At 67.9% G+C, this 25,472-nt stretch carries 22 protein-coding genes; 12 read left to right on the forward strand and 10 right to left on the reverse strand.

Annotation, left to right across the window (positions count from 1 at the left end; translation table 11 throughout):
- Positions 1-5 precede the first annotated feature (5 nt).
- The 3 genes from ACZ63D_RS38755 to purD all read right to left on the reverse strand — a co-directional run bounded on the left by ACZ63D_RS38755 (position 6) and on the right by purD (position 2,337).
- Positions 6-608 (reverse strand): DUF3558 domain-containing protein, encoded by a 603-nt coding sequence (locus ACZ63D_RS38755; RefSeq protein WP_465359302.1) that lies wholly within the window; start codon positions 606-608, stop codon positions 6-8.
- Positions 589-978, reverse strand: a complete 390-nt coding sequence (locus ACZ63D_RS38760; protein ID WP_465359303.1) for a PE domain-containing protein — start codon at positions 976-978, stop codon at positions 589-591. The genes ACZ63D_RS38755 and ACZ63D_RS38760 overlap by 20 nt, the downstream gene beginning before the upstream one ends.
- Before the next feature lie 99 nt (positions 979-1,077).
- Positions 1,078-2,337 (reverse strand): phosphoribosylamine--glycine ligase, encoded by a 1,260-nt coding sequence (purD, locus tag ACZ63D_RS38765; protein WP_465359304.1) that lies wholly within the window; start codon positions 2,335-2,337, stop codon positions 1,078-1,080.
- A gap of 253 nt (positions 2,338-2,590) precedes the next feature.
- On the opposite strand from purD, the gene ACZ63D_RS38770 reads away from it, so the two are divergent.
- Positions 2,591-3,727 carry a glycerophosphodiester phosphodiesterase gene (locus ACZ63D_RS38770; RefSeq protein WP_465359305.1) on the forward strand — a complete coding sequence of 379 codons (1,137 nt, stop codon included), beginning with the start codon at positions 2,591-2,593 and terminating at the stop codon, positions 3,725-3,727.
- 136 nt (positions 3,728-3,863) lie between these two features.
- Here ACZ63D_RS38770 and ACZ63D_RS38775 read toward each other — a convergent pair whose 3' ends face one another.
- Entirely contained in the window at positions 3,864-4,247 is a 384-nt protein-coding gene (locus ACZ63D_RS38775; protein WP_465359306.1) for a hypothetical protein, read from the reverse strand.
- Positions 4,248-4,484: 237 nt separating this feature from the next.
- On the opposite strand from ACZ63D_RS38775, the gene ACZ63D_RS38780 reads away from it, so the two are divergent.
- Positions 4,485-6,020 carry an amino acid permease gene (locus ACZ63D_RS38780; RefSeq protein ID WP_465359307.1) on the forward strand — a complete coding sequence of 512 codons (1,536 nt, stop codon included), beginning with the start codon at positions 4,485-4,487 and terminating at the stop codon, positions 6,018-6,020.
- An 880-nt stretch (positions 6,021-6,900) separates the two neighbouring features.
- On the forward strand, positions 6,901-8,538 hold the full coding sequence (locus tag ACZ63D_RS38785; protein WP_465359308.1) for a Na+/H+ antiporter: 1,638 nt from the start codon (positions 6,901-6,903) through the stop codon (positions 8,536-8,538).
- Here ACZ63D_RS38785 and ACZ63D_RS38790 read toward each other — a convergent pair.
- Positions 8,519-9,421, reverse strand: coding sequence for a TIGR03564 family F420-dependent LLM class oxidoreductase (locus ACZ63D_RS38790; protein WP_465359309.1), 903 nt, complete (start codon positions 9,419-9,421; stop codon positions 8,519-8,521). The two genes, ACZ63D_RS38785 and ACZ63D_RS38790, sit on opposite strands and share 20 nt — an antisense overlap.
- Before the next feature lie 149 nt (positions 9,422-9,570).
- Here ACZ63D_RS38790 and ACZ63D_RS38795 point away from each other — a divergent pair, with 149 nt between their 5' ends.
- Positions 9,571-10,068 (forward strand): OsmC family protein, encoded by a 498-nt coding sequence (locus ACZ63D_RS38795; protein ID WP_465359310.1) that lies wholly within the window; start codon positions 9,571-9,573, stop codon positions 10,066-10,068.
- A gap of 10 nt (positions 10,069-10,078) precedes the next feature.
- Here the strand turns inward: ACZ63D_RS38795 and ACZ63D_RS38800 are convergent, their stop codons facing one another.
- Positions 10,079-11,302 (reverse strand): pentapeptide repeat-containing protein, encoded by a 1,224-nt coding sequence (locus ACZ63D_RS38800; protein ID WP_465359311.1) that lies wholly within the window; start codon positions 11,300-11,302, stop codon positions 10,079-10,081.
- Between the two features lie 39 nt (positions 11,303-11,341).
- Positions 11,342-12,628 (reverse strand): adenylosuccinate synthase, encoded by a 1,287-nt coding sequence (locus tag ACZ63D_RS38805; RefSeq protein WP_465359312.1) that lies wholly within the window; start codon positions 12,626-12,628, stop codon positions 11,342-11,344.
- Between the two features lie 76 nt (positions 12,629-12,704).
- On the opposite strand from ACZ63D_RS38805, the gene ACZ63D_RS38810 reads away from it, so the two are divergent.
- The 3 genes from ACZ63D_RS38810 to ACZ63D_RS38820 all read left to right on the forward strand — a co-directional run bounded on the left by ACZ63D_RS38810 (position 12,705) and on the right by ACZ63D_RS38820 (position 15,116).
- Complete coding sequence (locus tag ACZ63D_RS38810; RefSeq protein WP_465359313.1) at positions 12,705-13,376, forward strand: hypothetical protein; 672 nt, start codon at positions 12,705-12,707, stop codon at positions 13,374-13,376.
- A 152-nt stretch (positions 13,377-13,528) separates the two neighbouring features.
- Positions 13,529-14,167, forward strand: coding sequence for an HNH endonuclease family protein (locus ACZ63D_RS38815; protein ID WP_465359314.1), 639 nt, complete (start codon positions 13,529-13,531; stop codon positions 14,165-14,167).
- Positions 14,168-14,216: 49 nt separating this feature from the next.
- The gene (locus ACZ63D_RS38820; protein WP_465359315.1) at positions 14,217-15,116 is read left to right on the forward strand and encodes a glycosyl hydrolase family 18 protein; all 900 of its coding nucleotides are present in this window, start codon (positions 14,217-14,219) and stop codon (positions 15,114-15,116) included.
- On the opposite strand, the gene ACZ63D_RS38825 is transcribed toward ACZ63D_RS38820, so the two are convergent.
- Positions 15,106-16,983 (reverse strand): FAD/NAD(P)-binding protein, encoded by a 1,878-nt coding sequence (locus ACZ63D_RS38825; RefSeq protein WP_465359316.1) that lies wholly within the window; start codon positions 16,981-16,983, stop codon positions 15,106-15,108. The two genes, ACZ63D_RS38820 and ACZ63D_RS38825, sit on opposite strands and share 11 nt — an antisense overlap.
- A gap of 316 nt (positions 16,984-17,299) precedes the next feature.
- On the opposite strand from ACZ63D_RS38825, the gene ACZ63D_RS38830 reads away from it, so the two are divergent.
- From ACZ63D_RS38830 to ACZ63D_RS38840, 3 genes are all read left to right on the forward strand, one after another.
- The gene (locus ACZ63D_RS38830; RefSeq protein ID WP_465359317.1) at positions 17,300-18,559 is read left to right on the forward strand and encodes an MFS transporter; all 1,260 of its coding nucleotides are present in this window, start codon (positions 17,300-17,302) and stop codon (positions 18,557-18,559) included.
- 323 nt (positions 18,560-18,882) lie between these two features.
- Positions 18,883-20,067: a GGDEF domain-containing protein gene (locus ACZ63D_RS38835; protein ID WP_465359318.1), complete on the forward strand. Its 1,185-nt coding sequence runs from the start codon at positions 18,883-18,885 to the stop codon at positions 20,065-20,067.
- Positions 20,068-20,148: 81 nt separating this feature from the next.
- Positions 20,149-20,646: a GNAT family N-acetyltransferase gene (locus ACZ63D_RS38840; protein WP_465359319.1), complete on the forward strand. Its 498-nt coding sequence runs from the start codon at positions 20,149-20,151 to the stop codon at positions 20,644-20,646.
- On the opposite strand, the gene ACZ63D_RS38845 is transcribed toward ACZ63D_RS38840, so the two are convergent.
- The gene (locus tag ACZ63D_RS38845; protein ID WP_465359320.1) at positions 20,627-21,523 is read right to left on the reverse strand and encodes a helix-turn-helix domain-containing protein; all 897 of its coding nucleotides are present in this window, start codon (positions 21,521-21,523) and stop codon (positions 20,627-20,629) included. The genes ACZ63D_RS38840 and ACZ63D_RS38845 overlap by 20 nt on opposite strands.
- A gap of 108 nt (positions 21,524-21,631) precedes the next feature.
- Complete coding sequence (locus ACZ63D_RS38850) at positions 21,632-22,042, reverse strand: DUF3151 domain-containing protein (protein ID WP_465359321.1); 411 nt, start codon at positions 22,040-22,042, stop codon at positions 21,632-21,634.
- Positions 22,043-22,276: 234 nt separating this feature from the next.
- Here ACZ63D_RS38850 and ACZ63D_RS38855 point away from each other — a divergent pair, with 234 nt between their 5' ends.
- Positions 22,277-23,446, forward strand: a complete 1,170-nt coding sequence (locus ACZ63D_RS38855) for a hypothetical protein (RefSeq protein ID WP_465359322.1) — start codon at positions 22,277-22,279, stop codon at positions 23,444-23,446.
- Between the two features lie 143 nt (positions 23,447-23,589).
- Entirely contained in the window at positions 23,590-25,461 is a 1,872-nt protein-coding gene (locus ACZ63D_RS38860; protein ID WP_465359323.1) for a UvrD-helicase domain-containing protein, read from the forward strand.
- Positions 25,462-25,472 lie beyond the last annotated feature (11 nt).

Here is a 25,472-nt window from a genome sequence, read left to right on the forward strand (position 1 = left end):
CCTCCCTAGGTCCGGTTCTTGAGGCCCTGCACGGCCAGGCCGGCGGCCTGGGTGGCGATTTCGCACAACTGCGGCTGGCTGAACGCGCCCACGGTGACCGCGAACTCCTGCGCCGCCATGGTCTGTCCCGCGGCGACGCCGACGAGCACCTCGCAGTCGGCGGGCGTGCCGGCCGCGCGGTAGTTCGTGATCGCCGGATAGCCCTCGACGCTGGTCGGCGCGGTGGTCATGCTGTTCTTGCGGCGCGCGCCGGTGAGCCACTCCTGGACGTCCGCGCTGACGATCCGCAGGTGCAGCGCGTGGAACGGCTCGGTCTTGTCCGAATCGAACACGCAGGTGGGCCCGTCCTTCGCCTCGGCGGCCTTGCGCGGCACGCTCGTGACTTTCAGCAGGTCGAGCTGCGCCTGTCCGAGCAGATCGCACGGATCGGTCCCGGCGATCGGCAAGTCCGACGGCCGCGGCGGCAGTGCGGCCGCTTTCGTCTGCTGCGCCAGGGAACTCATCGCGGGCTGTACGGGGTACGCGGTCCCTTGCGCGCCCGACGAGCAGCCCGCGACACCGAGTACCGCGACAACGGCGATAACTGGCTTAGTGGATGCCGTGCGCACCGCGGTCCCCGAACGCCGCGGCCTTGTCCGCGTCGCTGGCCTCGTACGTTTTCGCTGCTTCGCGCAGCTGTCCGACAAGCTTGTGCAGATTGGCGACGTACGCGCGCACCTGCGCGGCGTACGACTGATCACCTTCCGCGACAACCGTGTTCCACGCGGCCATCGCGTTCACGCTCACGGTGTCTGACGAAGGAGCGTCGACGCGCAGCTCGCCCAGCCGCGTGAGGAGCTTGTCTTCGAGCGCGCTGACCTGCTCGTCGACCACCCGCGCGACCTCAAGCAGCTTCGCCGGCTCGACCACGATGTCCGCCACGCCCGGCGCTGCCGGTACCGACGAAGCCAGGTCGGTGAGCGGTGTGCTTCCCGGCATGCGCTAACCCCTCCCGTGATACGGACGGTGACCGTACGGACCCGTTTCGAGGCTACCAACCGGCACGTGAACCCGAGGCGAACTTCGTGGAGAAGCTGCTCAGGCTGGAGCGCTTACTTCCCCATTGGCCGCGCGCAGTGCGATATCGGTGCGATGGTGCGAGCCAGCGAGGTGCACGCGCTCGACAGTCTCGTACGCGTGCTTACGCGCCGCCTTAAGCGTCTTACCAGTGCCGACGACGGACAGCACACGTCCGCCGGCCGAGATCACCGCACCGTCGTCGCGACGCCGCGTACCCGCGTGAAGCACGCCTTCGATCTCTCCGCCGGTGATGACGTCACCGGTACGCGGCTTGCCCGGGTACCCGTCCGCAGCGATCACGACGGTGACCGCGGCACCGCCCGACCACTCCAGCGGCGGCAGCTCAGCCAGCTTCCCGGTAGCCGTCGCGTTCAGCACGGTCGCGAGCGACGTACGCAGCAGCGCCAGGACGACCTGCGTCTCGGGGTCGCCGAAACGGCAGTTGAACTCGATCACCTGCGGGCCTTCCGAGGTGAGCGCGAGACCGGCGTAGAGCAGGCCGGAGAACGGGCTGCCCCGGTCGGCGAGTTCGTCCACCACCGGCTGCACGATCCGCGCGACGACGTCGTCCACCAGGTTCTCGGGCGCCCACGGCAGCGGTGCGTACGCGCCCATGCCGCCGGTGTTCGGGCCGGTGTCGCCGTCGCCGACGCGCTTGAAGTCCTGCGCGGGCAGCATCGGCACCACAGTGCGGCCGTCGACGAAGCAGAACAGCGAGGCCTCCGGGCCGTCCAAAAAGGACTCCAGGAGGACCGGGTGCCCGCCGTCGAGCAGCATCAGCGCGTGCTTGCGCGCGACCTCGACGTCCTCGGTCACGACCACGCCCTTGCCAGCCGCGAGACCGTCGTCCTTCACCACCCAGGTGGGTCCGAAGCGGTGAAGCGCGGCGTCGAGGCGCGCGGGAGTGTCGACGACCTCACTGCGGGCAGTCGGCACCTTCGCGGCCGCCATGACGTCCTTCGCGAACGCCTTCGATCCCTCGATGCGCGCGGCGGCGGCAGACGGTCCGAAGCAGGCGATGCCCGCTTCGCGCACCGCATCGGCGACGCCCGCGACGAGCGGCACCTCCGGCCCGATCACGACGAGGTCGGCCTTCCACTCCTTGGCCAGGGCCGCGACCGCCTCCGGCTCGGCGAGCTCGACCCCGAGCTGCTCCGCGACCGCAGTCGTGCCGGCATTGCCGGGGGCGCAAGCGAGCGCCGTGACCGCGGGGTCGCCTGCCACCGCGAGGACGAGTGCATGCTCCCGGGCGCCGGAGCCGATTACCAGTACGCGCACGCCGGACAGCGTAACGGTGCGTGTCGCGCCACGGGAGCGCGCCGTCCGCGACCCCCGGCCCAGACCAGGTACGCGACTGGTCCGGTGGGTGCTCAGCCCTGGGAGAACGGTGTCCGGATTCGGCCGCCATCCACCGTTTACCCGGTTGTCAACCGCCCGTCCGGCTGGTGCCGCGCGCGCGACGCTTGCGACGGTGAGGGTGACGCGGTAGTCGTGGCGAACTGCGGATCGCCCGGTAGAGAAAGGTCCCCCCATGAAGCGCAAACGCCTCGGCGTGCTCGCCCTGTCCGGCCTGGCCCTGCTCGGCGTCGCCGGTCTCGCGATCGGCCCGGCGGCCGCGAGCGAGGACACGGCCGCGGGTGCGGCCGCGCACGGTCCCCGGCACGATGGCCCGGTGATCGTCGGACACCGGGGCGCGCCCGGCTACCGCCCGGAGCACACGCTCGCGTCGTACGAACTCGCCTGGCGGATGGGGGTGGACTACGTCGACGTCGACCTGGTGCCGACCAAGGACGGCCAGCTCGTCGCCCGGCACGAACCGGAAATCAGCGGCACCACCGACGTCGCGGCCCATCCGGAGTTCGCCTCGCGCAAGACCACGAAGGTCATCGACGGAACCAAGATGACCGGCTGGTTCACCGAGGACTTCACCCTGGCCGAGCTGAAAACGCTCTACGCCAAGGAGCGGATCCCGCAGAACCGGCCGAACAACCAGCTCTACGACGGCCGCTACCGGATCGCGACGTACCAGGAGGTGCTCGACCTGACCCGGCGGCTCGGCCACGAGCTGCACCGGACGCTGGGCACCTACCCGGAGGTCAAGCACTCGACGTACTTCTCGTCGATCGGCAACACGACCGAGCCGAAGCTGGTGTCGATTCTCAATCGCAACGGCCTGAACCGGCCGAACGCGCCGGTGATCATCCAGTCGTTCGAGGTGTCGAACCTGCAGGAGCTGCACAAGCAGGTGCGAGTGCCGCTGCTGCAGCTGACCGAGGCGAAGGGCGCTCCGGCCGACTTCGTCGCGAAGGGCGACAAGCGCACCTACGCCGACCTGGTCACGCCCGCCGGCCTGCGCGAGATCGCGAAGTACGCGAAGTACCTCGGCCCGGAGAAGGGGCAGATCATCCCGCGGGACGCGCAGGACAACCTCGGCAAGCCGACCACGCTGATCGCCGACGCGCACCGCGCCGGGCTTGAGGTGCAGCCCTACACCTTCCGCAACGAAAACCCGTTCCTTCCGGCGAACCTGCGCTCCTCGGCCAGCCCGAGCGCGTTCGGCAACGTGTTCGCGGAGGAAGCGGCGTTCCTCAAGGCCGGGGTCGACGGGTTCTTCGCCGACCAGCCGGACACCGCGCTGGAGTCGGTGCGGGACTTCACCGGTCGCTGATTTTCCTTTGCAGGATTAGGTTTTCTTTCCGGCCCGCCGGTGACATTCGTGTCATCGGCGGGCCTTTTCACATCTGGACCGGGAAGCGGCGGACAAGGTGCCCGTCGACATCGTCGTACCGTCCAGGACGAGATACTCAGTCATCCTGACGATGCAGCGCTCCGCGGAGCGCGCGGGCGATCGTCCGTTGCAACCGCCGCAGGATCTTGATCGTCTCCTCATCCGAGAATCCGGTCGTGATCGGCCAATCCATCCCGGAACCGAACACGTCGCTGGCGAACACGATTTCGGTAGCCACCACCAGCCGCCGCCAGTCCCGAGGACTGAGCGGAGCACCAGCGACGAGCGCCGCTCGCAGACGAAGCCTCTCCTCGTGCAGATCAGCCACGCTCCGAAAATCCATCGCCACCGCGAGCGCCTCGGTGCAGTGCGCTGGTCCGCCCCATTCAGCCAGTCCGCACCGCAGCACCTCGCGCTCATCCTCAGCGAGTTCAATCGCCACCACTTCTTCGGCGTTCACCGGCGAATCATGGCCCGCGTGCTCACCCATCCCGCAGACGACCGGTTCGAGTGATGCGCTCTCGAACATTCGTTCGACATACTGGACTTATGGTGATCACCGAAACCCGGGCCGCCCTGCGCCGTTCGGAGGAGCTTTCGCCCAGCCACCAGCGAAACCTTGACACCCGTGAACCGGGAGGGCTAACTTCTGCGCACTCTCAATGGTCTGTCCGCATACCTTTCAGGTGGGTGCCCGATGGATGTCTCCGACCAGCAGACCGGACAACCCGACGAAGACAGCGCTCGCCTGCACGCGCTCGGCTACGCGCAAGAACTCAAACGCACGATGTCGGCGTTCTCGAACTTCGCCGTGTCGTTCACGATCATCTCGATCCTCTCCGGCTGCCTGACGCTGTACGGCTTCGGCATGAAGACCGGCGGCCCCGCGGCGATGATCTGGGGCTGGCCGCTGGTCGGGGTGTTCGTGGTGCTGGTCGGGCTGGGCATGGCGGAGGTGTGCTCGAGCTACCCGACCGCGGGCGGGCTCTACTACTGGGCCGCGAAACTGGCGACCCGCAACGGCCCGGCGTGGTCGTGGTTCACCGGCTGGTTCAACCTGATCGGGCAGATCGCGGTCACCGCCGGCATCGATTTCGGCGCCGCGCTCTTCCTCAACGCGTTCCTCGATTTGCAGTGGGGCTTCACCGCGACGCCGGGCCACACGATTTTGCTGCTGGCCATCATTCTCGTCGTGCACGGGGTGCTGAACACCTTCGGCGTGCGAGTGGTGGCGGTGCTGAACAGCGTCAGCGTGTGGTGGCATCTGCTGGGCGTGCTGGTGATCGTGGGCGTGCTCGTGTTCGTGCCGGCGAAGCATCAAAGCGCGTCGTTCGTATTCGGCAGCTTCGTGAACCAGACCGGCTGGGGTTCCGCGCCCTACGTGTTCTTGCTCGGTTTGCTGCTGGCGCAGTACACCCTCACTGGCTACGACGCCTCGGCGCACATGACGGAGGAAACCAAGAACGCCGCGAAGGCGGGTCCGCGCGGAATCATCAACTCGATTCTCGTCTCGCTGGTCGCGGGCTGGATCCTGCTGATCGGCCTGACGTTCGCGATCCAGAACTACGACGGAGCCGTCAACTCGGCCACTGGCGTGCCGCCAGCGCAGATCTTCATCGACGCGACCGGTGCGGTCACCGGCAAATTCCTGCTCCTGATCTGCATCGGCGCACAGCTGTTCTGCGGCATGGCCTCAGTGACCGCGAACTCCCGCATGATCTACGCCTTCGCCCGAGACGGCGCGATCCCGGGCTCGAAGATGTGGCACAGCATCAACAAACGAACCCAAACGCCGACCAACGCAGTATGGCTGGCAACGGGCGGCGCACTGGTGCTGGCACTGCCGTACCTGTGGAGCGCGACGGCTTACGCGGCAGTCACGTCGATCGCGACAGTGGGTTTGTATGTCGCGTACGTGATCCCTGTCTTCCTCCGCGTCCGCCGCGGCGACAGCTTCGAGAAAGGCCCGTGGAACCTGGGCCGCTGGGGCAAACCGATCGGCATCGTCGCGACAGCGTGGGTCGTGGTGATCTTCGTGCTCTTCATGCTGCCGCAAGCGAGTCCCATCACCGTGGACACGTTCAACTACACGCCAATCGCCTTCCTGGTAGTCCTGGGCGGCGCGGCCCTATGGTGGGCCTTGTCGGCACGGAAGTGGTTCACCGGCCCGAAGGTGCAGGGATCGGCGGAGGAATTGGCCGCGGTGGAAAAGGAACTCAAGGAACTCGGGTAGTCCCGGAGGTTCTCGAGACGGCCGATCGTTCTCCGCCCGGTTTCGCGCTGTCCAGTTTCGCGCTGTCCGGTTTCGCTCCACCGCGTGCCTGACTGGTGCCCGCGAACGGGAGCCAGGGTCGGCCGTTCACCGAACCGCCATCCCGGCACCTCCGCACCGCGCCGAGGGGTGGACCAACGATCACGTTCCTCCGCGCCGAGGCGAGGCACCCGCTCACCAACCGGCTCCACGGCGACACCCGCTCCGCCACCGGCCGCGTTCGCAACCCGCCTTCGCGTCCACGCCAAGCGCCATCCCATCCACCGACCGCATTCGCGCCCCGCCTCCGCGTCAACGCCAGGCAGCCCTCCCGGCCACCGGACGCGTTCGCAACCTGCCGCCGCGTCAACGCCAAGCGGCCATCCCACCCGCCCTCGAACCCTGTAACAGCACACTGCCCACTCCCTGTCCGCCAACGACTATCGCGTCGACGCAACCCACCGCCCATCCACCCGCGTCTCGCCCGAGCGGCACGCCGCCAACCACCGCCGTGCCGCGGCCCGCTTGTTCCCGTCCGCCTGCGACCCGGCCCGGGCAGCACCCTGCCCACCCGCCGCCGTCCGCCAACCGCCACGCCCATGTCAGGCCACTGTCCGACCGACTAACCCCATGGGCGCCGCAAGCCACGCCCAACAGCGAGTCCCAGGCCCCACCGTCGCTCCACCCACCACCCGGCAACCGCTGCCCGATCCGGAAAGGCCCACGCACGAACGCCCCACGCAGCCCACCCACGAACCACCCACCGCCCGCGATCCCCTCCGCCCGCCTCACCCCGAAAGGAGTCCCGACACGAACCCACGACATCCGGGCCACACCGGATTCATGAGTCAAGATGCGAAGCATGGAGACCTTGACGCTGGTCGGCGTGCTCGCCGGGTCGCTGGGGCTGACCGCGGTCGCCCGGCGGTTCAACCTGTCCGCGCCGCTGCTCATCGTGGTGGTCGGGCTGGGGATCGCGTTGATTCCCGGCGTTCCGCGGGTCGAGCTGGAGCCCGAGCTGATCCTGACCGTCGTGTTGCCGCCGCTGCTGTACTCGACGTCGCTGGAGAGTTCGATCTCCCACTTTCGTGCGAATCTGCGGCCGATCATCACGCTCGGCGTGCTGCTCGTGGTGGCGACCGCGTTCGTGATCGCCTTCGTCGTGCATCTGCTGCTGCCCGATTTGCCGTGGGCGTCGGCGCTGGTGCTCGGGGCGGTCGTGTCTCCGCCGGACGCGGTGACGGCGGTCGCGATCGGGCGGCGGCTTGGGTTGCCGCGGGGCGTGATGACGGTGCTCACCGGCGAAAGCCTGGTCAACGACGCGGCCGCGCTGACGCTGTACAAGGTCGCGCTCGCGGCGGTGGCCGGGACGGCGGGGTCGCTCGGGCACGGGTTCGCGGTCTTCGCCGTCGCGACGGTGGTCGGCATTCTGGTCGGGCTGGTCGCGGGCGGGGTCGTCGAGCTGATCCGCGCGAGGCTGGACGATCCGCTGCTCGAATCGGCGTTCGGGATCGTGGTGCCGTTCGCGGCGTACGTCACCGCGGAGCATCTGCATCCGTTCGGGGCGGAGTTCAGCGGGTCCGGGGTGCTGGCGGTCGTCACGGCGGGGTTGTTCCTCGGGCATCGGTCGTTGCGGGCGTCGCCGGCGACGCGGGTACAGGATCGGTCTGTCTGGGCCTCGATCGACGTCATGCTCGAGGCACTGGTGTTCGCGTTGATGGCACTGCAACTGCCGTTCGTGCTCGACGGGGCGCAGCATGCCGCGCGGGACAATGGGACGCTCGCCTTGTCCGCGATCATCGTGTTGTTCGCGACGATGTTCGTGCGGATTCCCGCTGTCTTCCTGTCCAGCTACCTGCCCCGGTCGCTGCAACTTCTCAGGCGCACCAAGCACGATCCGCCAGCTTGGCGTTCGCTGGCGGTGATCTCCTGGACGGGCATGCGCGGCGTGGTCACCATCGCGGCCGCGTCCGGTGTTCCCGCGGACACTCCGGGGCGCGCCGAGATTCAGCTGTTCGCGTTCGCCGTCGCGGTCGGGACCGTGCTCATCCAAGGCCTCACGCTGCCTCCGCTGATTCGGCTGCTCAAGGTCCAGGACCCGGATGAAGCCGCCCGCGATCAGGCCGAGGAGCTGGCCGCGCGCGAGGTCGCGCAGAAGGCCGCGCACGAACGGCTGCGCGAGCTCGCCCGCAACCAACTGTCCACATTAGACATTGAGCCGGAGAAGATGAAGCGGCTCGAACAACGGCTGGAACGCATGGTGGACGCCCGTTACCGGTTCGCGCAGGCCGCGATCACGTTGTCCGGGGAGGAACGCCGCGACAGTCCGCAGGCGCAGTTCGCCAAGGCGCGGCGGGAACTCCTCATCACCCAGCGTGCGGCGATGATCGAGGAGAACCGCGCCGGCCGCCTTGACGACGACGTCCTGCAAAAGGTGCTGCACGAACTCGATCTGGAGGAAATGTCGGTAACGACAACCCTTATGAACCGGATGAGTTGAGCTCGCCGGTCAACCGCCAGGTGCGTCGCCGGTCCTCGTCGGTGTGCAGGGCGGTCTGGGTGAGCAGCACGTCGGTCGCGCCGGCGTCGAAGTAGCGCTGCACACCGGCGGCGACAGTCTCCTCGTCGCCGATCAACACCAAGTCCGCCGCGCTCTCGACGCCGCCCTCCTTCAGGATGCGCTGGTACGACGGGATCGAACCGTAGAAACCGAGTTCCTTCGCCGCGAGTTCGCGCACCGCGTCGACGTCATTGGTCACCACGGCGGGAACGGCGGCGATCACCCGCTTGCCAGGACCGATCCCGGGCACGATCAGCTTCGAAATCGCCTGCGGGCTGGCCAGATACGGCAGCGTGCCATCGGCCAGTTCACCAGTGACCCGCAACGCCTGCGGTCCCATCGCGGCGACGATCACCGAGACCGGCGCGGCTGGCGCTGGCTCCGAGAGGTGCACTTCCACCGTCGAACCGGTGAAGTCGACTTGTTCCCCGGCAAACAACGCACGCAAGGCGGTCAGATACTCGCGCAGGTGCCGCACCGGCGGCGGATACGGCGTGCCATAGACGGGTTCGAGGAAGTTCTTCGCGCCAAGACCGATGCCCAGCGTGAACCGCCCGCCGGACGCCTCGCTCGCGGTGCGCGCGGCGGTGGCCAGCACCAGTGGGTGCCGTGGATAAATCGGCACGACGGAGGTGCCGATCTCAATGCGCGAGGTCACCTGACCGGCCAGCGCGGCCACCGTCAGCGCGTCGTGCGCCAAGGGCAATTGGGCGAACCAGATCGATGCCGCGCCTGCCTCTTCGGCCTCGCGCGCCTGGTCCAGCACTTCGGTCACCGTGATGTTCGCCTGCGGAAGGGCGGGCAAGGTCAGTCCGACGCTCATACCTTCAAATTATTCAGGCGCACTACTGGTTTCTCACCAGCCGAAACAACCCCGCCACTTTGTGCCAGTCGCGTTCTCAGCCGACGAGAGCCCCTGCCCGCGCCGCGGCGGACCCGCACCCTGGACGCCCGACGACTCCAGGAGGATCGATGTCACTGACCGACGTCATCGACGGCACCCGCCAAGCCGTGCAGACGGACCGGCACAACGCGGCCGTGTCGTTCAGCGTCGACCACGCGCTGGCCCCGAACACCGCAACAGTGGTGGACGTCCGGGTGCGCGACCACGCGTTCACCGTGGACGAGCCGCCTGCCCTCGGTGGCACCGACCAGGCGGCGAACCCGGTCGAGTATGCGCTGGCCGCGCTCGGGTCCTGCCAGGTGATCACGTACCAGTTCTGGGCCGCCCGGCTCGGCATCCCGCTGGAGGCGGTGCGCGTGAAGGTGGACGGCGACCTGGACTTGCACGGCTTCTTCGGCTTCGACGAATCGACCCGGCCCGGATTCAGCGACGTGCGAGTGTCCGTGGAACTCGACGGCCCCGCCACGCCCGAGGCCTACGAACAACTCCGCCGCGCGGTGGACGAACACTGCCCGGTGCTCGACCTGTTTCGCAACCAAACTCCAGTCAGCACCACGGTTCGCTGAACGGCACCGATCACGACGGATTTAGTTCGCCGCGATAGGCGAAAGTCCCGTCAGCGGAAACGCTCCACCGGTCGGGCAGCGTCGGTTCGGTGGCCAGCTGCCCGGCCTTCGCACCCTGGAAGTTGAAGCGGGTACCGGGAAATTCGTCCCACGACAACGTATCATCGAGAGACTCGGCGCTCGGTTCGATCAGCTTCGGTGGCTGGTCGAATTCGATGCATTGAGCGAACTCCCCGTCGCGGAAATCGCCCGTCCCGCAGAACTCCGCGCGATAGAACGCGACTCCGCCGAGAAACCTCGTGCCTTTCGCCAGGAGACGCCAGCCGAACCGCGTGCCGGTGAAGACGGCCCGATCGAGAAACTTCGCGCCGGAGAAGGTCGCCAGCCGGTCGAAATTGGACTGGTAGAACCAGGTTTCCCCGTGAAAGACGGTCTGGTCGAACCTGGCCACTACCAAAAACTGAGTTCCGCTGAACTCGGCTTTGCCTACGGAGCACCGCTCGGGCCGGAAGTCGATCAAGACCGCGCGGCTCAGATCGATATCAAGGGCACCCCATTTCTCCGGAGAGCCGTCCGCCTCCCGGAGGTGGTCCGCCAGCATCTGCTGCCCGGCAAGCCGTACCTGAAGTTCCTCACGTTCCTGTCGCTCGACCTCCGACATGCCGTTTTCCAGATCGGCCGCTCGCGACCGGTCGTAATCCCACGAAGGTTCCGGAAACGGCATCCGCAGATACGCGCAGATCACGTTGACCACCGCCTGCCGAAGCGTCGGATTCGCGTTGGCCAGCCGTTCAAGCGCATACAACCCGCCGAGCCGCACCGGGGCCTTGTCCGAACCGATCTGCTCGACAGCCTTGGCGTACAGCTCGGTGATCCGCCGCTCGGTCAGGTCGAACTCGGTCGCGACCTGGACCCGTTCCCGGTACCGCTGGTCCGCGGCGGTGGCGGCGATCGTCTCTTTGATCTGGATTTCCGTCGACCGCTGCCGCCGCGCCGCGAGCCACAGCGCGAACGCGCCGCCCGAGCCGACCGCAAGGCTCAGCGCCGTGCGGATGGCGTCCAGTTCGGCCCTGGCCGCGTCCGCCGTCGGTGCCGTCGCGACTTGGTGCACCAGCAGCCAAGTGGCGACAGCGATCAGGATCGCGGTCGCCGCGGCGGCAGCGGCTACCCACCACCACCGCAGCTCCGGCAGCTTCTGCGGCCGGTCCGGCCCGGCAGCGCCCTCTGTCGTCATCCCGCTCTTATCGAACGGCCGACGGCGGACGCAACAAGATCAGGCGAACTCGTGCCGCACGATCGTCTGCTCCCGGCCCGGCCCGACGCCGATCGCCGAAACCCGCGCGCCCGACAGTTCCTCGATCCGCTCGACGTAAGCCCGCGCGTTGGCGGGCAGCTCGTCGTAAGTACGGCAGTTCGAGATGTCCTCGAACCAGCCCGGCAGCTCTTCGTAGATCGGGACCGCGTGGTGCACGTCGGTCTGGGTCATCGGCATGTCCGAGGTCCGGAAGCCGTCCACCTCGTAGCCGACGCACACCGGGACCTTCTCCAGGCCGGACAGCACGTCCAGCTTGGTCAGGAAGTAGTCGGTGATTCCGTTGACCCGCACCGCGTAGCGGGCGATCACCGCGTCGAACCAGCCGGTGCGCCGGGAGCGGCCGGTGGTGACGCCGAACTCGCCGCCCTGCTTGCGCAGGTACTCGCCGAACTCGTCGTCCAGTTCGGTCGGGAACGGACCGGAGCCGACGCGGGTCGTGTAGGCCTTGAGGATGCCCAGCACGGTCGTGATGCGGCCCGGGCCGATGCCCGAGCCCGAGCCCGCGCCGCCGGAGGTCGGGTTCGACGACGTGACGAACGGGTACGTGCCGTGGTCGACGTCGAGCAGCGTGCCCTGCGAACCCTCCAGCAGCACCGTCTCGCCGCGCTCCAGCGCCTGGTTCAGCTGCAGCCGGGTGTCGGCGATGCGGTGCGCGAACTTCTCGCCCGCCGCGAGCACCTCGTCGGCGACCTGGTCGGCGTCGAGCGCCTTGCGGTTGTAGACCTTGACCAGCACCTGGTTCTTGAACTCCAGTGCCGCCTCGACCTTCTGCCGGAAGATCTTCTCGTCCAGCAGGTCCTGCACGCGGACGCCGACGCGGGCGATCTTGTCCTGGTAGCACGGCCCGATGCCGCGGCCGGTGGTGCCGATCTTGCGGCTGCCCAGATAGCGCTCGGTGACTTTGTCGATCGCCACGTGGTAGGGCATGATCAAATGCGCGTCGGCCGAGATCAGCAGCTTGCTGGTGTCGACGTCGCGCTCTTCGAGGCCGGCCAGTTCGTCCAGCAGCACGCCCGGGTCGATGACCACGCCGTTGCCGATGACGTTCGTCACCCCCGGCGTCAGGATCCCGGACGGGATGAGGTGCAGCGCGAAGTTCTCGCCGTTCGGCAGCACGACCGTGTGGCCCGCGTTGTTGCCGCCCTGGTAGCGGACGACCCACTGGACGCGGTCGCCGAGCAGGTCGGTGGCCTTGCCCTTGCCCTCGTCCCCCCACTGGGCACCGATCAGCACGATGGCCGGCATGTGACACTCCAGGTGTTCGGCAATAGGAATAGTGACCCCGGACGGGGGCACGGGTGGCGCTGGTAAATGCCGGTGCATGACTTTAACGGAGGACGCCGGGGTGCGCGGAATAGTGGTGGCCTGCGGTGCCGCGGCGGATCTGCCCGCGCGGCTCGGCGACGTCCCGCTGGTGCATGCCGGACGCCGTCCCGGCAAGGCGGAAATCGACCCCTTGCTGGGGGAACACGACCGGCTCGTCGTGCTGGGCACCGACGCCGACCTCGCCGCCGTGGTGGTGCGTCTCATGCGCCGCGACCTCCTCCCGGGCGTGTCAGTCGGTTTCGTGCCCGCGGAGTCCGCCTCTCGCGTCGCCGTGCACTGGCGGCTGCCCTCAGACCCGGACGAGGCGCTCGCGCTCGCCTGGAAGGGTGATGACACCGAGATCCCGCTCGTGCGCGACGACACCGGCGGCGTGCTGCTCGGGCACGCGACCCTGCGCGATGTCAAGGGCCAGGCGTATTGCGACGAACAGGTGGCTTTCGACGGCTTGGTTTCCGGCATCGAGGTCGCACCGGACGAGTCCGGAGTGACCGCCCGAATCACCCGCGGCAAGTTCCTCAAGCGATCTTCGACGGTGCGCGGACGCGCCTTCCAGCTCGGCTGCGTTCCGACGTCTTCGCTGGTCATCGACGGTGTTCCGCAGGAACGCGAGATCACGAGGCGGACCTGGTACCGGCATACGGCCGACCTCCGGGCAGTCCGCGGCTGACCCGCCAGCGCCGGGCAAGAGTCAAACGAACTTGGACTCTCGGTGACTTTCCGTTTACAGAAGGTCGGTTTCCTGTCACCTGACGGTGTTGCGCACGCCACTTTCGTGGTCAAAGGTGAACCAGTCCCGCACCTGACCAGGGAGGCAGAAATATGCCGACCACTCGTACAGTTCGCAACTCTTTGACCGTCCTGGCCGGCGTCGCGCTGCTCGGCTCGGTCACGGTCGGCGTCGCCGACGCCACCCCGCCGGGCATCCCGTCGGCGGACACCGCGAAAAGCCAGCTCGCCGGTCTCACCGTGAAACCGGACGGTTCGCAAAGCGGCTACAGCCGCGACAAATTCCCGCATTGGATCGACCAGGGCAACAGCTGCAACACGCGCGAGCTGGTGCTCAAGCGGGACGGCACGAACGTCCAGGTCGGCTCCGACTGTTATCCGACGTCCGGCAAGTGGACCTCGCCCTACGACGGGGCGACCTGGAGCTCTCCGTCCGATGTGGACATCGACCACGTGGTGCCGCTCGCCGACGCATGGCGCACCGGAGCCTCCTCCTGGACCCAGGACCAGCGCCAAGCCTACGCCAATGACCTGTCCGATCCGCAGCTGATCGCGGTGACCGACAACGTGAACCAGGAAAAGGGCGACAAGTCGCCGGACCAGTGGAAGCCGCCGTCCACCGGCTACTGGTGCACCTACGCCAAAATGTGGGTGACGGTCAAGTACAAGTTCAAGCTCACCGTGAATTCGGCGGAGAAATCTGCGCTGACGGACATGCTGGGGCGCTGCTGACGCTTTCGGCCCTATCGCGGGCACCGTCGCCGTCCTAGGGTCCGAACCCATGCGGAAGATCACGGCGGCGGTGCTGGCGGTGTTCCTGGTGCTCTGCGGAGCGGTCCCGGCGACGGCGGCCACCGGACGCAGAGTCGTTGTCTACTACCAGACAGCGCACCAAAACGGGTCGTACATCTCCCCGTTGGGGCTCACCGACCACGACACCGGCGTCACTGACGTGATCGTCGGGGCCGTGCACCTCAACGACGGCGGAACCATGACGCTCAACGACGATCCGCCGTCGGACGCCAAATTCACGCAGATGTGGGCCGACCTGGCCACAATGCAAGGCAAAGGCGTGCACGCGCTCGCTTTCGTCGGCGGCGCGGCGAAGGGCAGCTTCCAGCGTCTGGAGCAGGATTTCGACACTTACTATCCGTTGCTGCGCAGCCTGATTCGCGACCATTCGCTGTCCGGCATCGACCTCGACGTCGAGGAACAGATGTCGAACGACGCGCTGAACCGGGTGATCGACGCGCTGCGCAACGACTTCGGCCCGGACTTCCTGATCACCCTTGCGCCGGTCGCGACCGAACTCAGCGGCGGGGGCGGTCTTTCCGGCCTCGACTACGACCGGCTCTACCGCGAGCGCGGCGACCAGATTTCCTGGTTCAACACCCAGTTCTACTGCGGCTGGGGTTCGCTGGCCGATACCTCGGGGTACGACCAGATCATCGGCCGCGGCGTTGTCCCGGCGAGCAAAGTCGTCGCCGGAACGGTCACGAATCCCGCCAACTGCAGCGGTTACGTCGATCTGCCGACGCTCAAGAACACCGTCGGCAGCCTTGTCCAGAAGTATCCGGACTTCGGCGGCATCGACGGCTGGGAGTACTTCAACTCGCTGCCCGGCGACACCGCCGCACCGTGGGAGTGGGCACAGCAGATCGCACCGACGGTCAAGGGTTAGCCAGCCGCAGGATTTCCCTTGCCAGCGCGTCATTCTGCCGGAACGAGAGCGCATTCGTGCGCGGCCGGGTGAAGGCGGCCGCCGAGCGGACGCTCGTGTGCGGGCCGACCGCGAACCGTCGCGAATGCTTCGCTCCGTCCACAGTGATCAATCGGAAGTCGTTCAGCGACGTGGCAATCCGGCCCGACGGCAACGTTGAACCGTCGACATCCGGCACGGTTTCCTCCACCAATGCTCCGGTGTCCCGCAGGCTGCGCATCAGCGGGTCGGACACTCTCGGGACGCTCGCGACCGGCAGCCGCGCCTCGATCAGCGTACGTGCGGCGACGGTGTCTGGGTGGCTCGTGCTCGACGCGACGAACATCCCGGCCGTCTCATCCGCGGTGATCGAGATGTCCGCCCCGAGGAAGGAGACGACGCCAGCGTCTTCGAGGGCGAGCAACTCATCGAGCCGACGCGGCGGCGGACCGCTTGCGTAGTACGAGAAGAAGCCATGGAACCAGCCGTCCATATCGGACACTTGCGACGCGGCGGTCAGCCGTCCGGTCGCGAGCAGTGCGGGCAACTGGCCGATCACTGACAGCAGGGCCATGAAGGCTCCGAGGTCCGCGCTGTGATGCACATCCGCCCGGCGGGCAAGGTCGGACTCGATGTATTCGCGTACCGCTTTCCCGAACTCTTCGCCCGAATCGAAACGGCGGTCAGCGAACGGGCGATCCAGCCGCTCCAAGTCGAGCCGATCTTCCAGCGCGGGCACCGCGGCCGTGAGCAAAGCGTCCATTTCGGACGAGAACCACGGCAGGTCGACGAATTTGTCCGCGAACACCGCGAAATCCATGCGCACGCGATCCGGATGCCCGGTGAACAGCTCGGTGTAATACGCCCAGGCGAGTTCCTTCGCGATGAGCGGCCACACGTCCGCACGGAAGTCGAGCGGGCCGATCAGTCCGTCGATCGCTCGCTGATCGAAAAATCTGGGCAGCTGCAACGGTTTCCCGCGCATTCGGTAGCCGGTCTTCGCGTGGTACGGAACCCCACGCCGCGAACCGACGTGCAGCACCGGCTCCGCACCGCTCGGGTGGTAGCGCAGACCGCCGCACGGCAGCTCCTCGAACCGGCCGCCGCGGCCCTCCGTGAGCAACAGCATCAGGTCCACGAAGGCGAGCCCGAAACCGCGCACTAGCACCGGTTCTCCGGCGGGCACCCCGGAGTAGTCGACGTCGGCGGTGTAGCCGGCGGGGTAGTACGACAGCTCGTGCTGCTCCGCGAAAGCCTCAAGTTCGCGTTCGCGCGCGTCGGGCACCGCGTCGAGGTGGCCGACAGTCAGCACTACGGCGTCGGCGGCCACGGTCGTGCCGTCGGAAAGCCGCACCGTCTCGTCGTGGTCGATGCTCTCGGCCGTGGCGAGATGTTCGACCACGGTGATGCCGGGCGGCAGTTCGGCCACCACCTTGCGGTAGAACCACTCCAGGTACCGGCTCTGCAGCCGCCGGGTCGGGAAATCCGTGGACGCGAGCGTCTCGAATTCGGCGCGGACGTCGTCCGGCACTGGATAAGCGAGCGTGCCCGCGCGGACTTGCCGCACCCACTCGATCAGCGACGGACCCGGCCGCACCGGACCGTCGATCCGGACGGTGTCGTCGGTGAACACGGTGACGTCCTCGGGCATCGAGTTCATCCGCAGCAGCGGCGACTGCTCGTACCGCCACACGCGGCCGGGGCCGGGCGGGAACGGGTCGATGAGGTGGACTTCGATCCGCCGGTCGCCGAGCAGGCCACCGGCGTTCGCGGACAGCCGTTCGAGGACGCCGACCCCACGAGGCCCGGCGCCCACGATGGCGAGCGTGAACGGCGGGAGAGCGGTCACCCGGGCGAAGCTACGCGGCTGGACGGCCGGGCGGCGGCCGTTCCACACTGCGGACTTCCACCCGAACGGATGTGGCACAAACCACAAAGATCGAACCGGCCCCAGCGGAGAGTGCGGAGCGCTATCGTTTGGACACGTGGCGAACTGATCGTGTCCGGTCGGATACCGGCGAAAGAACCTAGAGAATCACCAACAGTCACGAGACACTGAGCTTGACAACTCACTTCGTGTGACCGGCCCGTGACCAGGAGGATCTAGGGTCACCCGTTGGTCACCAGTGCGGCACAGTCCGCGCACAGCAGCGGGGAGAACACGCATGACGACAGCACCACACCGGGTCACGTTCCGCGAGGTGTTCGGAGTCGCCGAGTTCCGCGCGATGTGGTTCGGCGAACTGCTGTCGATCGCCGGTGACCAGCTTGCCCGGGTCGCGTTGTCCGTTCTGGTCTACGCCAACACCGGTTCCGCGACGCTGACCGGTCTCACCTACGCGCTCACGTTCTTCCCGTCGCTGCTGGGCGGGATCTTCCTCACCGGCTTCGCCGACCGCTTCCCTCGCCGGGCGGTCATGGTCACCGTCGACCTCACTCGCGCGGCACTGATTCTGTGCGTAGCCATTCCCGGACTGCCGTTCTGGGCGCTATGCGTACTCGTCGGCTGTGTTTCGCTGCTGAATCCGCCGTTCAAGGCGTCTCAGCTGGCGTTGCTGCCGCAGGTGCTCGAGGGCGACCGGTTCGTGGTCGGCATGGGCATCCGGAGCATGACCGTCCAATCCGCGCAGCTGCTCGGGTTCGCCGGCGGCGGCGCGCTGCTGCTCACGATGGACGCCCGCCTCGCCCTGGTGCTCGACGCGGGCACCTTCCTGCTCTCCGCGCTCTTCCTCCGCTTCGGACTCAAGGCCCGCCCCGCGGCGGCCAGCGGGGAAAAGCGCAAGCCGTTCTTCTCGTCGCTGAGCGCGGGCGGCCGGGTCGCCTTCGCGACCTCTGCGCTGCGTTCGCTGATGATCTTCACGTGGCTCGCCGGGCTGATGCCGGTGTACGAGGGCATCGCCGCGCCTTACGTCGCGTCCTCGGGCGGCGGGTCCGAAATGATCGGCTTCCTGCTCGCCGCCGACCCGGTGGGCAGCGTGATCTTCACGTTCATCTACACGCGCTGGGTGCCCGCCGGGATCCGGCCGAAGCTGATCGGCCCGATGACCGCGCTCGCCGCGATCCCGCTGCTGCTGTGCTTCCTGCAGCCAGGTCCGATCGTCTCGGTGGTTCTGTTCGTCATCTCCGGCGGCTTCGGCACGATCGCGCTGCTGCAGGCGACCGCTTCGCTGACGGTCGCGGTTCCGGACGAGAGCCGGGCGCAGACGATGGGGCTGTCGAACACCGGATTGACCACGACGATGGGCGTGACGCCGTTGATCGGCGGGGTCATCGCGGACCACGTGAGCGCCCAGACGACGGTCGGGATCTTCGGATTGGCCGGCCTGCTGATCACGATTCCGCTCGCGATCGCGTGGCAGCGCAGCGTTTCCGGGCAGGCCGAAGAGGGGTCCGCGAAGGAAGCCACACGCGCCGAACATGCCTGAATACCCCGACATGCCCCGCGCGTGAGGCTCTGACCTGCGCGACCTTGCGGTGCTGCTACGCGGTCACTGTTCCTTGCTGCGCATCGCTGGTCACCCTTCATCCGGCGTGTTCGGGAAAAATGTACACACCTAAGGCCCTTGTGGACAGGCGGCAAACGGTCTGAAACTGTGCGTAAGGCGAGTGTCACTGTCGATCCGCGCAAGACCCGGGGGGAAGAATGGTCACATTGGGGGAATTTTCACGTATGGGGCTGCGCGATGCGGTTTCCCGGTGGTCGCTCTGGTCGCGACCGCGGCAGTGGGTCGCGGTCACGCTGACGAGCATGGCCGTCACGGTGGTGCTCACCGTGGTGAGCACGCTGGTGTTTCCGGTCAATCTCAGCCAGATCGGGATCCTCGGCATGCTCGCTGGCCTCGCCATCGCGCAAACCGAGGTCACGCGGCAGATCGAGCGGCAGCGCCGGATGCTGAGCCAGGGCCCGCACATCACCGTCACCTCGGTGTGGCTGCTTCCGGCGGCGCTGCTGGTGCCGCCGCAGCTGGTGGCCGCCCTCGGCGTGATCATCTACGTCTACCTGGCGTTCCGCAGCTGGAACGGCACGCGCCCCGGCGAGGCGCACCGCGTCGCGGCCAACGCGACCACGATGATCCTGTCCGGCTTCGGCGCCGCGCTGGCCGGACACCTCGCGGACGGCCACAGCGTCAGCACCGTCGTCGCGGGCGCGCTCGGTTATTTCCTGGTCAACACCGCGCTGACCGGCCTTGGTCTGTACCTGACCGACCCGGCGAAGGCGACGGCCGAATCGTGCCTCGGCACGATGGACGACAACCTGCTGGAACTGGCGACCCTGTGCGTCGGCGGACTGCTCGTGATGGTGCTGAGCCACGAACCGCTGCTGTCGGTGCTGGTGATTCTTCCGCTGTACGTGCTGCAGCGCTCGATGCTGATCAAGCGGCTCGAGGAACTCGCGACCACGGACCAGAAAACGCAGCTGCTCAACGCCACCACCTGGCAGGACGGCGCGCAGCGCGAGATCTCCCGTGCCGAGCGCGAGAACGGCAGCTTCGGCGCGCTGATGATCGACCTCGACCACTTCAAGCGGATCAACGACACGTTCGGCCACCTCGCGGGCGACGACGTGCTCAAAGCCGTTGCCGCGGTGGTGAAACAGGAGACCCGCGCGCACGACCTGGTCGGCCGGTTCGGCGGCGAGGAGTTCGTCGCGCTGCTGCCGTCGACGTCGAAGGAAGACGCGATCGTGACGGCGGAACGGATCCGGCAGCGCATCAGCGAGCTGGTGATCCCGACGCAGACGAACGAAGGCGAAGCGGTCTCGATCGAAAACCGCACCGCGTCGATCGGGGTGGCGGCGTTCCCGCTGGACGGGACAAGCATCGAGGAAGTGATGGCCGCGGCCGACGCCGCGGTGTACGCGGCGAAGAACAGCGGCCGCAACCGGGTCGTCGGCTCGGTCACGCCAACCCGGGAACTCGCGGCGGTCGCCTGACGACCTCGGACCCGGCCGGCACCCTCCCCCGGCCGGCCGGGTCCATCCTTCGCGACAACTGGGAATTCGGGAGCGACACCTGTGCCAGTCATCGGAATCCGCCCCGCCCGCGCCGACGAATTCGCCGCCGTCGCCGCGTTGCGCTGGCAGTGGGTCGCTGACCAAGACGGCCCGCCGGATCACGATCGCGCCGAGTTCGTGCGCGAGTTCGCCGCTTGGGCCCGGGCACACGCCGAAACGCATCGCTGTCTGGTGGCGGTGCGGGACGAGCAGGTGCTCGGGATGGCGTTCCTCGCGCTTACCCCCAGAGTGCCGACGCCGCACGACTTTTCGCGAGTCTGTGGAGACGTGCAATGCGTGTACGTCGTTCCGGAAGCCCGGGACAGCGGCGTCGGCGGGCTCTTGATCGAGGCTACGCTGCGGATGGCCGCGGAACTCGGGCTGGAGCGGGTGACCGTGCATTCCTCGGATCGCGCGATCCCGGCCTACCTGCGGTACGGATTCTCGGTGTCGAAGAAACTCCTGCAACGCGAACTGCGGATCGCCGTCGACGAGCCGGCTAACCGAACGTATTCCTAGGCCCCTCCGAGCTTTTCCCTTGCTGCGCGATCTCCCGGAACTCCTGCGCGGTGCGCTGCACGAACGCCGCCGACGCGCGGGAGTCCAAAGAGATCGCGCGGATCCGGTCCGCGACCTCGCGGTAGGTGTCGTTCCCCTCGTCCAGGAGGAAAGCTCCCGCGTGCTGGTGCTCGAAGTAGACGATCGGGTCGCCGACCTCGACGTAGTACACGCAAAACCGGCCCGCCAGTCCCGGATGCCCGCCGTTGCTGGCGGGCACGACGCGGACCGACAGCTTCGCCGACGTCGCCATCAGGTCGGCGAGGAACCGCAGCTGCCGGGCCATCGTCGCGGGACCGCCGACCGGATTGCGCAACGCCGCCTCGCCCAGCAGCACCTCGCACGGGATCGCGCCGGGGCCGACCACCAGCGGACGGCGCATCATCCGGATCTCCGCCTGGCGTTCCGCGTCCTTGAGCGGCAATCCGTCGGCGAGGAACAGCGCTCGCGCGTAATCCGGGATCTGCAGCAGTCCCGGCACGAGCAGCGGCTGCCATTCGACGACCGACGTCGCGGCGCGTTCGCAGGCGAGCAGCCCGCCGAGATGGTCCGGATCGGACTGTTTGCCCCTGGCGACCCAGCCCGGTTCGGCGGTGCCGCGCGCCAGTTGCAGGATTCGTTGTTTCTCCGCACCCACGACACCGAGCGCGCCGAGAATGCCCGCGACGTCCTCCAGTGCGGGAACCCGTTGTCCCAGCTCCCAGTTCGACACCAGAGCGGGATTGGTGCCGACTCGCCGGGCGAGTTCGCGGAGTCCGAAACGGGCGTCGACCCTGGCCTCGCGCAGTGCGGTGCCGAGGGTGCGGATTCGGGGGGTGAGCATGGCCGTGCCTCGCATGGCCGTCTTTGTAGGTGTCACCAAATGCGGACACCTCTAGCTGTCACCCGAAGGTGGGCAACGCCCCGGTCGCGCCCGGGTTTTCCGGGGTGCGACCGGGGGCCCGGATCACTTGAGGCCGGTCGCCTCGGCCGCGGCCGGGTCGGAATCGGCGAGGAACGTCTTGCAGCGCTCGTGCTCTTCAGACTCGCCGATGCGGCCCGCGGCGGTGCCGAGCGCGGCGAGCGCGCGCAGGAAACCCTGGTTCGGCCGGTGTGCCCACGGCACCGGGCCGAAGCCCTTCCAGCCGGCGCGGCGAAGCTGGTCGAGGCCGCGGTGGTAGCCGGTGCGGGCGTAGGCGTACGCGGCGACGGTCTCGCCGTCGGCGAGCGCGCGTTCGGCGAGCGCGGCCCAGGCCTCGCTGTAGTCGGGGTGTTCGGCGGCGACCGCGGTCGGGTCCGTCCCGGAGTCGAGCGCGGCCTGCGCTTCGGTGTGCTCGGGCAGCAGCGTGGGCTCGGGGCCCAGCAGGTTGTGCGTCATGCCGCCATTGTGCCCACGCTGCCCCCGGGTCAGAGGAACAGGCTGGTCAGCACGCCTCCGCCGGCCAGAACGAGTGCGGCGATCAGCACGGCGGCGACGGCTCGTTTCGGCATCATGGGCCGACACCTTGCCGTGCCGGGCCGGGCGCGGGCAACTCCGCCACCCGTAGGGGTGAACCCCGGTTTTCGCCCCTTCTCGCGCCGCGCGCTCTTGCGGCAGGGGATGATGGCGCCTATGACGAAGGCGGTTGAAGGCGTCGCGAGCCACCCGGTCCCGCGCGGACCGGTAGGCAAGACCAGGCTTTTCTTCGCGACGCACTGGCACCGCGGCGCGCCGGGACAGCCGACGCCAGCGTGGGTTCTGCGGTTCTGTTACGGCATGTGGCTGACCGCTTTCGCGTTCAAGCTCGTCGGGTCCTCGTGGGACATGTCGTGGCATTTCAAGTGGCTGCGCGACGACCTCGCCCCGCCGCACCTGATCAACACCGTCGGCACGGTGATCATCATCGTGCTGGTGGCCATCCACAGCTACACCGGCCTCGGCTGCGACCGGCGTTCGCTGCGGCTGATGCAGGCCGGGCTGATCGTGTTCCTGGTCGCCGCGCCGCTCGACGTGATCAACCACCGCGTGAACGGCCTCGACCTGACCGCGTGGAGCCCGTCGCACATGATGCTGTATCTCGGCACCGGCATCATGCAGGCCGGCGTCCTGCTCGGCTGGCTGCGGCTGTCCCCGCCGGGCCGCTTCCGCACCGGGGTGCTGCTCGCGCTGTGGGCGTTCTTCCTGGAGAACACGTTCTTCCCGAACGGCCAGCAGGAGTACGGAATCCTCGGCCTGCGAGCCTGGGAACGCGGCACGCCCGAGGCGGAGCCGACCCTGCTTTCCTTCGCCGCCAACCAGATCGGCCACCCGGTCGACCGGGCCGCGGTGGTGCACTTCACGATGCCGATCCCGGAGTGGGTGTACCCGCTGTGGGGTATCGGGGTCTCGGCGCTGATCCTCGTGCTGGCCAGGAAAACCGTCGGAAAACGCTGGGCCGGGCTGACCGTGGCCGGTGCGTATGTCGCCTACCGGTGCGTGATGTGGCCGCTGCTGCTGGCGCTGGGCTTCCCGGTGTCGACGGTGCCGTTCTACCTGCTGGCCGTCGGGGTCGCGGTGGATCTGGCCTTCCTCCTGCCGCGCCCCGCGGTGACGGGGGCGGTTTTGGTGACGGTGCTGGGGTATGGCGCGTTCTGGGTGCAGTCTCAGTTGCGGCCTTGGCTGCTCGGGGACCAGCAGACGGAATCCGCGCCGCCGGTGGCGTATTGGACGGCTTTGGTCGCGGTGGCGGCGGTGTTCGCGTTGTGGGCTGGGGCTGGTCCGGCGAAGGAATGGTGGGCTTCGCGGCGGACAGTCGCGGCGTAGTTCCGGCGCTGCCATTCGAGTGATTCGCGAGCATGCCCGGTTTCTTTCCGGAATACTGCGGACACCGGCAGTAACCTCGGGGAGGGGGTTCCGTGGCGCTCAGTTCGCATGTCCGAAAGCGACAGCTCGCCGCAAACTTGGTAGTGCAGCGGTATCCCGGGCTGACTTCCTCGCAGCGCAACGTTTTCACCGAGCTGGTCGCCCGCACCGCGGAAGGCTGGCGGCTCGCGGTGCGCACCGGACCGGCATCGGCCGCGGACGCTTACCTGATCGGCCGGGTCGGAGTGTTCGCCATTGTTGTCGCTGATCCAGCGCCGGATCCCGGGACGATGCGGGCGGTGCTGCGCCAGGTCGACGAACAGTTCGCCAGGCTCTCGTTTCCCGGCGGGTCGCGCATCGCCGCGAGCGCGGTCACGCCGGTCGTGGTCGGCGGACCGGATTCCCCGGCCGGACCGCGCAATGCCGGGCCGTTCTGGTCGCTTCCCGCTTCGCGGCTCGATCAGCTGTTCCGGCGCGACGCGGTGCATCTGACCGCGAAACAGGTCGCGCGGATCGCCGACGGGCTGCGCCCGCTGCTGTCCGGATACGACTGGCCGAAGATTGAAGTGCCAGCTGCGAAAGCAGAGCCCTTCGAGCTGCTCTCCGCGGAAAGCGTCGCCGAAAATCAGCTGGCGGCGGCGGTGGAGCGGCCCTTCGACACCTGGATGACGTTCCTGCATCCGGACCAGGCGACGCTGGCGACGCGGAACTACGGCGGCCCAGCCCGGATCAGCGGACCGGCTGGCACGGGCAAAACCGTCGTGGCGCTGCACCGGCTCCGGCACGCGGGGCGGCAGAGCACCGGCCCGCTGCTATTCACGACGTTCGTGCGGAATCTGCCGCCGGTGAGCAAGACCGCGTTCCGGCGGCTGGCACCGGAGATGGCGGACCGGGCGGAGTTCGTCAGCCTGCACTCTTGGGCGAGCGCGTTCCTCGCCAGCCGGGGAATCCGGCTGAACATCTCGTTCGAAACCTCGTTCAACCTCGCCTGGAAAGCACACAGCGGCGCGCTCCAAGACGAGGTGCCGAACTATTGGGCGGACGAGGTGCACCGGGTGATCAAGGGCCGGGGCATCAAGACCCTCGCCGAGTACCAGCGGGTGATCCGGCGCGGGCGGCGGCGACGTCTCGACAACCGCCAACGCGCGACGGTCTGGCAGGTGTACCAGGACTATCAGAAAAACCTGGCGGAGCGAAACGCGCACGACTTCGACGATCTGCTGACCCGTGCGCTGGAAGAGCTGGAACGGCAGCCGCTCGAAGAGCCGTACGCCGCCGTGGTCGTCGACGAAGTGCAGGACATGACGCTGACCGGCCTGCGGCTGTTACTCGCGATCGCTGGCGACGGACCGAACCAACTGCTGCTCGTCGGAGACGGCCAGCAACAGGTCTACCCGGGCGGCTGGCGGCTTTCCGACGCCGGGATCCCCATTCAAGGCCGGGGCGAGGTGCTCAAGGTCAACTACCGCAACCGCACCGGCATCCTGGACTTCGCCCGACGGATCGCCGCCCTCAACGAGGTCGACGACCTCGACGGAGCGGCGGGCGTCGCACTGCGCGACGCGTCCGCGGTCAACGAGGGCGGAGTCGCGAAGTCCTGGGAGGGCACCGAATCCGAACTGCCGGAAGCATTGACCGCCGCGGTGCGGGACCTCGACATTCCGCACGGCGAAACCGCGCTCATCACCTTCAGCAACAAGGATGCCTTGCGGTGCCGGAAACTATTGGACGCGGCTGGCGTCGCCACCCGGCCGATCGAACAACACACCGGCGAAACCGGCGACCGGCTGTACGCGGGGACTGTGCATAAGGCGAAAGGATTGGATTTCCGCGCGGTTCTGGTGGTGGATTTCCTGCACCCTGAACCGGAAGACCCTGCTACTGAACAAGAAAAACGCGAACTGCGGAACCGGCAGCGGTTGGTCGCCGCGACCCGCGCCCGCGACTTTCTCTGGTGGGCTACTGTTCGGTCCTAATTGGACAGAAG

It is taken from the genome of Amycolatopsis sp. NPDC104775, from assembly GCF_055583325.1.